Annotated in this window: 12 protein-coding genes and 1 pseudogene; 10 read left to right on the forward strand and 3 right to left on the reverse strand. The window is 37.6% G+C overall.

Going from position 1 to position 11,196, the window contains the following annotated elements:
• Positions 1 to 111 precede the first annotated feature (111 nt).
• Positions 112 to 1,344, forward strand: a complete 1,233-nt coding sequence (locus BFL01S_RS16570; protein ID WP_061786357.1) for an aminopeptidase — start codon at positions 112 to 114, stop codon at positions 1,342 to 1,344.
• Between the two features lie 56 nt (positions 1,345 to 1,400).
• Here the strand turns inward: BFL01S_RS16570 and BFL01S_RS16575 are convergent, their stop codons facing one another.
• The 3 genes from BFL01S_RS16575 to BFL01S_RS21140 form a co-directional block, all read right to left on the reverse strand.
• Complete coding sequence (locus BFL01S_RS16575) at positions 1,401 to 1,688, reverse strand: hypothetical protein (RefSeq protein WP_061786358.1); 288 nt, start codon at positions 1,686 to 1,688, stop codon at positions 1,401 to 1,403.
• Position 1,689: 1 nt separating this feature from the next.
• The gene (locus BFL01S_RS16580) at positions 1,690 to 2,244 is read right to left on the reverse strand and encodes a hypothetical protein (RefSeq protein ID WP_061786359.1); all 555 of its coding nucleotides are present in this window, start codon (positions 2,242 to 2,244) and stop codon (positions 1,690 to 1,692) included.
• 427 nt (positions 2,245 to 2,671) lie between these two features.
• A complete protein-coding gene (locus BFL01S_RS21140; protein ID WP_235859255.1) occupies positions 2,672 to 3,028 on the reverse strand; it encodes a hypothetical protein in 357 nt (118 codons plus the stop codon).
• 351 nt (positions 3,029 to 3,379) lie between these two features.
• Here BFL01S_RS21140 and BFL01S_RS16590 point away from each other — a divergent pair, with 351 nt between their 5' ends.
• The 9 genes and pseudogenes from BFL01S_RS16590 (at position 3,380) to BFL01S_RS16630 (ending at position 11,097) form a co-directional block, all read left to right on the forward strand.
• Positions 3,380 to 3,784: a hypothetical protein gene (locus BFL01S_RS16590; protein WP_061786360.1), complete on the forward strand. Its 405-nt coding sequence runs from the start codon at positions 3,380 to 3,382 to the stop codon at positions 3,782 to 3,784.
• Between the two features lie 358 nt (positions 3,785 to 4,142).
• Positions 4,143 to 4,481 (forward strand): PadR family transcriptional regulator, encoded by a 339-nt coding sequence (locus BFL01S_RS16595; RefSeq protein WP_025907930.1) that lies wholly within the window; start codon positions 4,143 to 4,145, stop codon positions 4,479 to 4,481.
• A gap of 1 nt (position 4,482) precedes the next feature.
• Positions 4,483 to 4,827 carry a DUF1048 domain-containing protein gene (locus BFL01S_RS16600; RefSeq protein WP_025907929.1) on the forward strand — a complete coding sequence of 115 codons (345 nt, stop codon included), beginning with the start codon at positions 4,483 to 4,485 and terminating at the stop codon, positions 4,825 to 4,827.
• 298 nt (positions 4,828 to 5,125) lie between these two features.
• A complete protein-coding gene (locus BFL01S_RS16605) occupies positions 5,126 to 6,136 on the forward strand; it encodes a UCP032817 domain-containing protein (protein ID WP_061786361.1) in 1,011 nt (336 codons plus the stop codon).
• A gap of 152 nt (positions 6,137 to 6,288) precedes the next feature.
• Complete coding sequence (gene brnQ / locus BFL01S_RS16610; RefSeq protein ID WP_061786362.1) at positions 6,289 to 7,593, forward strand: branched-chain amino acid transport system II carrier protein; 1,305 nt, start codon at positions 6,289 to 6,291, stop codon at positions 7,591 to 7,593.
• Positions 7,594 to 7,869: 276 nt separating this feature from the next.
• Positions 7,870 to 8,448 (forward strand): HAD-IA family hydrolase, encoded by a 579-nt coding sequence (locus BFL01S_RS16615; RefSeq protein ID WP_025907926.1) that lies wholly within the window; start codon positions 7,870 to 7,872, stop codon positions 8,446 to 8,448.
• Between the two features lie 65 nt (positions 8,449 to 8,513).
• A complete protein-coding gene (locus tag BFL01S_RS16620) occupies positions 8,514 to 9,338 on the forward strand; it encodes a thermonuclease family protein (RefSeq protein WP_061786363.1) in 825 nt (274 codons plus the stop codon).
• Positions 9,339 to 9,536: 198 nt separating this feature from the next.
• Positions 9,537 to 10,622 (forward strand): annotated as a pseudogene (locus BFL01S_RS21485) (RHS repeat-associated core domain-containing protein); the annotation flags it as partial.
• 4 nt (positions 10,623 to 10,626) lie between these two features.
• The gene (locus BFL01S_RS16630; RefSeq protein ID WP_169799870.1) at positions 10,627 to 11,097 is read left to right on the forward strand and encodes a YxiF family protein; all 471 of its coding nucleotides are present in this window, start codon (positions 10,627 to 10,629) and stop codon (positions 11,095 to 11,097) included.
• Positions 11,098 to 11,196: the final 99 nt, after the last annotated feature.

The raw sequence follows: 11,196 nt of genomic DNA on the forward strand, positions 1-11,196 counted from the left end.
TTTTATTTTCTGTAATTTTATTATGTAAACTAAAAACGCAAATATTATCATTGCGCTATTCGTTTATGCTAAAATAACAGTGGAAGAATTTTTTAGTAAAGGGGACAGATTATGTTAAATTTTGAACGCAATATTGAAAAGTACGCTGAGCTAGCGGTTAAGGTTGGCGTCAATATTCAACCAGGGCAAGTTTTACATATTTCTGCTGATGTTGCATCGGCATCATTCGTACGTGAAGTAGCTAAAAAAGCGTATGAAGCTGGTGCAAAGTCAGTTGACGTTGATTTTAAAGATGATTATCTTGTTCGCTTGAAGTATGAAAAAGCAGCGGATGAAGTATTTGAAGAATTCCCAGCTTGGCGAGTTCAAGAACGCGAAGCGCTTGTTGAAAATGGAGGAGCTGTTTTATCCGTTATCTCAAGCAGTCCGGATCTATTAAAAGGCGTAGACGGAAAGCGTATCGCAACGTTCCAACGTGTAAGCGGTCAAGCGATGAAAAAGTTTAGAGAAGCCATTCAATCTGATAAAATTAGCTGGTCAATCGTAGCCGTACCATCAAAAGAGTGGGCGGCAAAGGTATTCCCTGACGCACCGGAAGATAAGCAAGAAGAAAAGCTATGGGAAGCGATTTTCAAAGCGGTACGTGTGGACCAAGAAGATCCGGTAGCTGCTTGGACAAAACATAACGACAATCTACATGAAAAAGTGGATATCCTAAATGAAAAGCACTTTGCAAAACTACACTATAAAGCACCAGGTACAGACTTAACAATTGAACTACCTGAAAAGCATATTTGGGTAGGCGCTGGAAGCGTGAACGAAAAAGGGCATGACTTCATGGCGAACATGCCAACAGAAGAAGTGTTCACCGTTCCGAAAAAAGACGGTGTGAACGGCCAGGTGACAAGCACAAAGCCATTAAGCTATGCAGGTAACCTGATCGAAAACTTTACGCTTACGTTTGAAAACGGAAAAATTACAGGCGTTAAAGCAGAGCACGGAGAAGAAACGTTAAAGCAGCTAATTGATACAGATGAAGGAGCAAAATATTTAGGTGAAGTGGCGCTAGTACCGCATAACTCACCCATTTCCCAGTCTGATATCATTTTCTACAACACGCTGTTTGACGAAAACGCATCAAATCACTTAGCGATTGGCAGCGCGTATTCGTTCTGCTTAGAAGGCGGAAAAACAATGTCAAAAGGCGAGCTAGCTGAAAACGGAGCAAACGACAGCATCACCCACGTTGACTTCATGATTGGCTCAGCTGAAATGGACATCGACGGCATCAAAGCTGACGGTACAAGCGAGCCCGTGTTTAGAAAAGGGAACTGGGCGTTTTAATCAAAGCAAAACCACACCGGTTATAGGTGTGGTTTTGTTTTGGTAAACTAAATAGGTTAAAGCTTTTCTAGCCAATCCTTCAGCCATTGAACTGGTATTTTAATCAAGTCTAAGTTAAGAGTTTGTAACTCAGATAGCGTGAACGTATTTGAAAGAAACAACTCCCACTGAGCGTCTATATCTATTGCTTTATCATTCAACAAAAGGTTTTGATTATCACCTTCATCGGTTTCATGTATGTAGAGAGAGCACCAATCCACCAACGTTTTGTGAGAGAGTTCTTGATTTACAGCAAGCGTAATAAGAATATGTAAATTTTGAGATGAAAACTCATGACGATTCATATTATAAAACGCTCGCTGCCTCATTAATTCTCATTACGGGATCTTGATCATGAAATCCAATACAAACGTTCACTTTAGGAAAAGCATTCACCTCATTGTAAGCTCTCATGTATTCTAAAACTGTCCGTACAATGAGGTAAAGTGTTGAGCCTAGCGCTTCGTTTGTATCGTGGAAGCCATGAGATTCATATAAATTGCCAAACGTTGCTAGACTGGGTCCATTTATTTCATCAACCCATTCACATGCCCACTCATCATCGTCCTCTTCAAGTGGCTGATAATCTTCACAGATAAAAAGCGTACTATCCCAATCATTATCTAAGTCGTACTCAAAGTAAATGGCTTTGGCACCTTCAGAGTATGCAACTGTTAAACCTTGAGCCAAGAGATCTTGTAATGCCTCTTGGTAGTCTTTTAATGAAACGAGCTGAATAGCTTTTGCTATATCAGTTCCGCAAAGTTTTGTGCAAATATCAAAATAGCGCTGTTCAATTTCTTGTATAGGAGAAGTTTGTATATCTTTTTGTAGCAGGTCTAAATAATCATAAATATCCATTTGCACCGCTCCGTTCAGTGTAGGGTATACTTATTTTACCATACTTAAACAAATGAATAAGCACAAAAAAAGCAGTACTCAATCCGTACTGCTTTCTTTGTCTTCTTTTTTATTTCCTTTAAACATATGATAATACGTAAATGCTAAGCACCCTGCTCCGGCGAAGGAACAGAAGTACTTTAGGAATTGAATTGGATCGATGATGAAAACCTCCTTAGATTGGGTATGTATATGATATAGCTTGTGCAATAAAAGGAGGTTTATGATACCGATAAGAAAAAATTACCAGATTATAGTTCGTAAGGCTCGCGGAACGCAAGGTGGTTTTGTAAATCTTCAATACCTAACGCTTTGTTAAGCGTCTTTTTCATTACATCATATTGATAGATATGGTGAAACTGATTCTTTTTTGGCGTGCTGCAAACAATTAACGCTTCCGCTCCATTTTTATTTGTGAAATGGATGTCAGTTCTCCAAAATAACGCTGGACAGGTGCACCTTTAACGCCTTTTTCATTTTTGACGTGCTTGATAAATTCAGCACGCTGAATGCGGTGGAGAGGAATCATGGCTACTTGGTTAATTAATAAATGCTCTTCATACATTTCAATTTTTGAAATGGCAACCTGATCAATTCCTTCTGCTGATTTTACTTGCCCAGTAACTGAAACGATAGGCTTATGAACAGTTTGGTCATCCGAGCGTGGATTGGTTTTTAGAAACCAAAGTCTTGCCAGTAATGCAAGAACAGCTGCTGCTAAAAAGCTGATGATTAGTAAGTTCATTTCGTTCCCTCCCTTTTCACTTCAAAAGCATATTACGTGACGTCAAGTAACAATATGATTACAATTTATGTATAGGTTCGACAAGAAAACCAGACAATCCTTCTTTATCCAATAATTTTAGCCACATACGTTAAATAACTATAAAACCCTGCATTATCAACGATAAAATAAAGAAATGGTGCATTTTAAGCAAGAGTTTTATGGTAATGTATGGTTAAGTGTTTACATAGGTACTTTCTCATATTTTGATTATGTTACAAATTTTACACATATTTTTGAGTCGTTATCGTGTATAATCACTTTTGTGCAACATGATCACGATATACATAAAGGTGTAAGGAGGCACACATTTTGTCTTTAGGAGTAAAGAAAATTATATTACTTATTTTACTTGTGGTTTGTTTAGGCCTACTTGTCGTGCAGTTTATGAATCGAGGAACAACGCCAACTGCCAAGCAAGCTGAAGAAACGTTAGATAAATTACCAGCGCAAGAAACTGTTAACGAAAAGGTGAAAGGCGATAAAGAAGAGCGTAAATACCGAGTTTACTATATTACAATTGATAAAGTAGAAGATGGACGCTACTATGGAACGACAAAAGAAGGAACTGGTATTTCATTTTTGGAGGCAAAGGTAAACGAACCGCTGCCAAAAGGGCTTGAAAAAGGTGATATCGTCAAAGCGTATTTTGATCTGGAGTTCAGTACAAACGGTATTGTGAAAGTTGAAGAGGTTGATGAAATTCCAGAAGAATAGGGTTTAATAAAAATAAGCTGAATGGCAAACAAGTCGTTTCATTGAAGAGACATAGGGAATAGGTTATTAAGTAAAAGACCAAATCGCATAGATTTGGTCTTTTCTTTTATCTTATATAAAAACGATTAGTCATGATTAAAATGAAAAGATAGCTATTGATACTTAACCATTCTTGAATAGGAGGGTCAGTCTAAATAAGTTAGAAGGTCTTATATCTCATTAAACATTGCTTGTTTCTTGACTACTAATATGTGGTACTATATAGTGGTAGTTAGTATTACTTATTAGTGATTTATAAAACATCTTTTATGTAAGAGTTTAATCAAAATAATGTAAAGTACCAATGGAGGGTGAACATTTGGAAAATATTACAGAAATGCTAAAAGGGGTGCTTGAAGGCTGCGTCCTTGAAATTATCAGCCGAGGCGAAACGTACGGATATGAAATTACGCAGCAATTGCGTCAGCTTGGCTTCACTGATGTAGTTGAAGGAACAGTGTATACGATTACTATGAGGCTTGAGAAAAATAAGCTTGTAGACATCGAGAAAAAACCATCCACTATGGGACCACCTCGAAAGTTTTATACACTTAACGCAGCGGGACAAGAGCATCTTGAAGCATTTTGGACGAAATGGGATTTTGTATCAAGCAGAATAAATGAGTTAAAAGTGAAAAGTATAAAGGGAGGTAAATAACATGAATTTCTTTGAGAAAATCATTGGAAGTTTGGATGAAAAAAGAGAATGGCGAGCGATGGAATCTCGTGCAAAAGCACTTCCAACCGAGTATCGAAACGCTTATAAAGCCATTCAAAAATATATGTGGACAGCTGGTGGTGGTCCAACCGATTGGGAAGGAAACAAACGTATCTTTGGCGGAATTATCGACCTTTTTGAAGAAGGAGCAGCAGAAGGGAAAAAAGTGACGGATCTCACAGGCCAGGACGTAGCTGCTTTTTGCGATGACCTTGTGCAGGATGAGCAAACATGGAAGGATAAATACCGAAAAAGATTGAACGATACCATCGGTCGTGGTGAATAAATATCGTTAAAGTAAAGACGCTTTCGTAAAATAAAGGAATACAAAAACGCTAGGGAATCACATCCCAAGCGTTTTTTATTTGTGAATTTCTAGAGTTAATCGGTTAGTTAAGAAGTCTTCTTAAGCTTCTGAACAAGTGAACTCCAACATTCGGGGTTCTTTTTTGAATGAAAATAAACATTATTCACCATATCTATTGTAGTAAAAAAGATAGTTACCTTGACATATTTGATATATGGTAAAATATACAATATAGGTAAGAGATAGAGATTGAAGAGTGAGGAGAGAGAAAATAAAAGTGGGAGTTCTAATTATTGTAGCAGCAGTTATTATTGCTGTAATTATTATTGTGAAATCAACAAGGAGCCAAAAACCAAAGCGATCATTTCTTTATGACCGAGAAGTGCCAAATCACCTCGGTATTCGATATGGGGAAAAAGGAGCTGCACTCGAAGAGAGTTTCGAAAGCTCTTTATCTACTTCATATATTGAACAGGTGAAGGAAAGAGTGGCGAAAGAGCACGAGATGAAGCCTCATGAAATGGAGTGGGCGACCTTTGAGCTTAAGCGCTACTTTGTAATGAACGCTATTATTAAGAATGTACCCATGTTTAGCTCCAAAGTAGATGATGTGTGGCATGAAATGATTATGTTTACGATGGACTATGAGCGATTTACAAAAGAATTTTATAGCCGGTTCTTACACCATCAGCCCAATACGAACAGTGAAGCAAGCTCTGAGCCAGGGAAGCGTGCGTTCTTTGACTGGTTGTACACGCATTTGTTTGATGTAAAAGATAATAGTCGCCTTTTATGGGGGAGGTTTTTCCAACATCCTATTCCGCGTTCTATACTGAAAGATTTTCATCAACTATCCGAAGAAAAGCTAATTGATAAATATTTTACGCCTTCCGACGAATGGGATGAACTTAAGACAGCGCTTATTCGTCAAATGAAAGGTGAAATTAAGCAAGCTGAACATCTAAAGCAAAATGCTAAAAAAGAGCCGTTCTCTAAAAAGTCAAAGAAAGTAACAGAAGCTACGCTATTTCAAGCCTTTATTTTTTATTCCTTATATGCAGCTGAAGACTTTGGCTATTATATGGATATGTTGATGAAGCGGCCGGAAGCATCAGATAGTGGAACATACTCCAGCGGCTATGCTTGTTCCACACCCATGGATGATTACGACCATAAGCACGGACACGGTGGTCATGACAACAATGATTCGTTTTTTGATGGTGGGGGAGATAGCGGAGGGTCAAGTTGTTCGAGTTCAAGCTGTGGCAGCGGATGCGGTAGTTCGTAACGAATTTTTTGAAAAATAACAATATACGTATTGACAGTTTGTTTGTTGTTCGTTAAAATTACATTTTGCGTATGAAATATCTACATTTTTCGACAATACACTCGTCTCATTCGAGAGGCGAGTTTTATTGTGTAAAAGGAGCATATAACGAAATGAAACAATTAACTGTTAAAGACAATATCGTAATTGGTTTCATGCTGTTTGCGCTGTTTTTTGGAGCTGGAAATCTGATTTTCCCTCCTTTTTTAGGGCAGGAAGCAGGAGAAGCATTTTGGCCAGCGATGATTGGCTTTGTTTTAACAGGAGTAGGACTTCCAATACTAGGTGTGATTGCAATTTCCACAGTGGATAATGGAGTTCAAGCACTAAGCGGTAGGGTACACCCGATATTTGGACTTATTTTTACAACCGTATTATATTTGATGATTGGACCGTTTATGGGAATTCCACGCGGTGCGAACGTAGCTTATGAGATGGGACTAGCACCATTTTTAGGAGAGAACGTAGGTGGTGTATCTCTAGCGCTTTTTTCAATTGCCTTTTTTGCACTTGTATACTGGCTTAGCTTAAACCCAGCGAAAATCGTAGATCGAATTGGCAGTTTGCTAACGCCATTTTTATTACTGACAATTGCTTTAATTGGTTTTACAGGATTATTCAATCTTGAACCGTCCTTCGGTAACGTAACGGAAAAGTATGAAAGTGCCCCATTTTTTACAGGCTTTATGGAAGGGTATTTAACGATGGATACCATTGCTTCATTAGCGTTTGGAATTGTGGTGATTTCGGCAATTAAAGCCAAAGGTATTACGGCGAGAAAAGCCATTATAAATACGACGATGAAAACAGGTATCATTGCAGGTATTGCCTTATGTAGCGTGTACATACTCATTGGTGTATTAGGAGCGAGAATGGGAAGTGTGTCCACGTTCCAAAACGGAGGCGAGCTTTTAACAGCAGCAGCAGAGCAATTTTACGGAGCTGCGGGTGTTATTTTATTAGGAGCTACTGTAGGGGTTGCTTGCTTTACAACGTGCGTTGGGCTAATTACAGCTTGCGCTCAGTATTTTACAAGTATTCTTCCAAATGTTTCTTATCAGAAAATTGTTACAGTACTAACGATTGGGAGTTTACTGCTAACAAATGTGGGACTTAACCAGATCATTTCTCTATCTGTTCCGATACTGACTATGATTTATCCGCTAACGATCATGCTTGTTGTGCTTTCGTTTTTTCACTCTTATTTTCAAGGGTCAAACGTTATCTATATTAGTACGCTTTTATTGACAGGAATCGTTAGCGTATACGACGGACTTGTACCAGTAGGATTGCCGTCCATATTTGCTTGGTTACCTTTATACACTCAAGGGTTAGGGTGGATTGTACCAGCAGTGATTGGCATTGTGATTGGTTTATTATTTATCCCAAAAACAAAAAATTCTTCTCGTTTAACTTAATTGTCAGAATATTTTGTTCAAATTAAGCTGAAGACATATAAAAAGAGCGAAGGAGAGTACTACCCCAACGCTCTTTTTATTATTTCAGCCATTCTTTATTTTCTCGTTTGAGTTTGATCGCTAACTCAGCAATAATATTTTCTAAAAGCGAATAACTAAAGTCGAAAAACGAAAATGACAAGAAAATGATAATTCAAAACGAATTCGAAATTCAAATGACATCGAGCCAAAAGTTTGGTATGATTAGAACGGTTTTGAAAAAGAGAGGTTGATAAGATGAACATTTTATGGGATTTTGATGGTACCATTTTCGATACATATCCAACAATAGTAAAAGCATTCAAAAAGCTTGTAAAAGACGATTCCGTTACGGAAGCTGAAATCTTGAAACAAATGAAGATTTCATCGGAAGTTGCGATTAAGCACTTTAATGTGGAAAAATCAGTGTTTGATGAAAATTTCCATGTGCTTGAGCATCAGCTAAGTCCTGAAGACAAGCCGGCATTTCCCCATGTAGAAGACGTACTAAAGTGGGCTGATAAAAACGTGATTGTAACGCATAAATCACGCGAGTCTACTCTTGCTATTTTAGCGTACTTTGGGATGGAGGACTATTTTACAGAAATCATTACAAAAGACGATGGATACAAGCGTAAGCCGGATACAGGAGCTTATGCGTATCTTCACGATAAATATCATCTTGATTTAGTTATTGGTGACCGTGAGTTAGATTTAAAGCCTGCGCGTGAGCTTGGTATTAAAACGTGTGCTTTTCAAAACGATGCGCTTGAAGCAGATTATCATTTAACGTCATACGATCAATTTTTTAACAAAGTTATAGACAAAAACTCGTGATAAGCGATTCGCGAGTTTTTTGTTTTTTATGCATAAATGGAAGCAAAAGTAAGAGGTGGAATGAATTGAATAGGTTACAAAAGACGCTTGGTTTTCTCCTGATTTTAATACTCGCAGTTCTAAGCGGGTGTGGAACAGAAACAAGTGAATCAAACGAAAAGAAAGCAACGCAGCCGACAGAAGAAGAAACAAATGTAAGTCAGTCCGGAGATGAAAACGAGGTGGAGTCTTCACTGAAGCGTGAAGACGTTATTGGAGTAGCAGCAAAGGTTACGAGAGTAGTGGATGGAGACACAGTCAAAGTAGAACTTTTAAATGGAAAGGAAGAAACGGTACGTCTTATTCTCGTAGACACCCCTGAAACAAAGCATCCGCAGCTAAAGGTTCAACCGTTTGGACCAGAAGCATCTGACTATACAACAGAGCACTTAACAAACCAAGAAGTCACGCTTGAGTTTGATGCAGAAGAGCGCGATCGCTATGGCCGTTTGCTTGCGTACATATGGGTAGACAGCAAGTTGTTTAATGAAGAGCTTGTGGCAAAAGGTCTGGCACGCGTAGCGGTCTTTCCTCCCAATACGAAATATGTGGACGAATTTCGTAAAACGCAGGACCAAGCTCGAAAAAACAAGCTGGGTATCTGGAGCATTGAAAACTATGTAGAAGAAAAAGGCTATAACTCTGAAGTAGCCAGAGGTATAAAAGAAAAAGAAGAAGACGAATCAGCGGAGCTAAACGAGCGCTGTGAAAATAAAATTAAAGGCAACAAAAACTCGAAAATTTATCACGTCCCAACCGGTGCGCATTACGACCAGAAGATGAACAACGTGCAGTGGTTTTGTACGGAAGAAGAAGCAGAGGAAGCTGGATATCGTCAGTCGAAGAATTGATGACGTCAACACACAAAATAGGCCGCTGAGCATAAAATTGCTCAGCGGCCTATTTTGTGTGTTTGGTATTTATTTTTTAGAAAATAGCAAGACAGAATCCTTCTCTCATCCTCATTTTGCACCACCTATTACATCCTATAAAGGGGATGGTTCAGTTGCTGGCACAACTTCATGCGTGTATGATTGATGGGATCAATTATTAAATATGATCAAAATGGTAATCGTCTAGAAGACGGGAAATATACCTACACATGGAATGCAGCTGATCAATTAACGTCGATTACGAAAAAAGGTGAAAGTAAAGCCTTTGCGACATACAAATATGATGATGATGATCGTCGTATTGAGAAAAATGTGAATGGTACTGTCACACGCTTCTATTACGATGGAGATAGCATTAATCCATTATATGAAACAGATGGAAATGGAAATGTTCTACGTTCGTATGTTTACTCGATGGATGGCGTACGTTTATCGATGCAAACAGGTGGAAAAACGTATTATTATCACTACAATCCACACGGTGATGTCGTAGCGATGACCAATGATAGTGGAAATGTTGTGGTAAACTATACGTACGATGCGTGGGGAAATGCGAAAAAGCAAGTGGTATCTGGCCAAACAGATATTAAAAACCCATTCACGTATGCAGGTTACATGCAAGATGATGAAACAGGCATGTATTATTTGATTGCTCGTTATTACAATCCAGAGCATGGTGTTTTTATCTCAGCTGACCCAGACCCTGGTGATGTGGATGACCCAATTACACAAAATGGTTATACATATGTAAATAACAATCCGGTTATGTATGTAGATCCAGATGGTCATCTCTTATGGTTTGCAGTTAATGCAGGGTTTGCGGCTTATGATGGCTACAAGGCATACAAAGCTGGGAAGAATAAAAAACAAATTGCTTGGGCTGTAGCTTCTAATTTTATTAAAGTAGGAAAAATAGCAAGGGTTAGCTATAAACTTGGACAAAGAGTCACCCATAGGGGAGCATTAAGAGCAGCTAAAAGAGCAGCTGGTATTCCTAATAATGTGCATATAAAAAGAAAAACAATGATATACGATGGAACATCAGAACATCGTACAGTTTATGACTTTGGAAAAGGTTACAAAAAAATTGTAAAGCATAAACATGATAAATCAGGAAGAGGTCCGCATTTTTACGTGGTAGATGGGGTAAACCCTTATAAAAAAGGTAGATATGATCAGAGAAGAAGCCATTACCCAGAAAATCGTTCAGGATACAAAAAGCGAGGGAAGAAAAATAGATAATCATTTGAGAAAAGAAAAAATAGCTGAATTAAAGAGAAAAAACTACTTAAAAAAAGCTGAAGATAATTTCAAGAAATGCATTCCAGATATTTCTTCATTCGAGATGAATAATGAAAAAGTTTACCTGGACAAGCTAGAGTTTATTTATTCGTCAAAGCTTAAACTTAAGGTGTCCTTTGAACATGATGAACAAAGAATAAAAGTTGAATTAGAAGAATTTCAAAACAAAATAAAAGATTATCCCAATCAAAAAGTTGTAATTTACAATGGTAGAAAACATGAACAATTGCCTAATTTAATAATTGAATTAAAAGATTTTTATAAAAACTTAGAAAGTATATTAGATTATACAGAAGCTAATAATTCTGAAGCTTATTTCTGGTTCATACTTATAAGTGTTGATGAGAAATTTGGCATTTTCATCAGTGAAGATGAGTATGGAATGGACTCAATTTTCTATTGGGGAATTGAATAAAGAAGATTAAATTACAATGTTTAATAAAAACTGCCCCTTCGATTATTTTAATCTAGGTGCAGTTTTTTTAAAAAAAGGAATTTAAAAGTGAATAAAAAT

The sequence above is a fragment of the Priestia flexa NBRC 15715 genome (assembly GCF_001591565.1).
GTDB lineage: Bacteria > Bacillota > Bacilli > Bacillales > Bacillaceae_H > Priestia > Priestia flexa.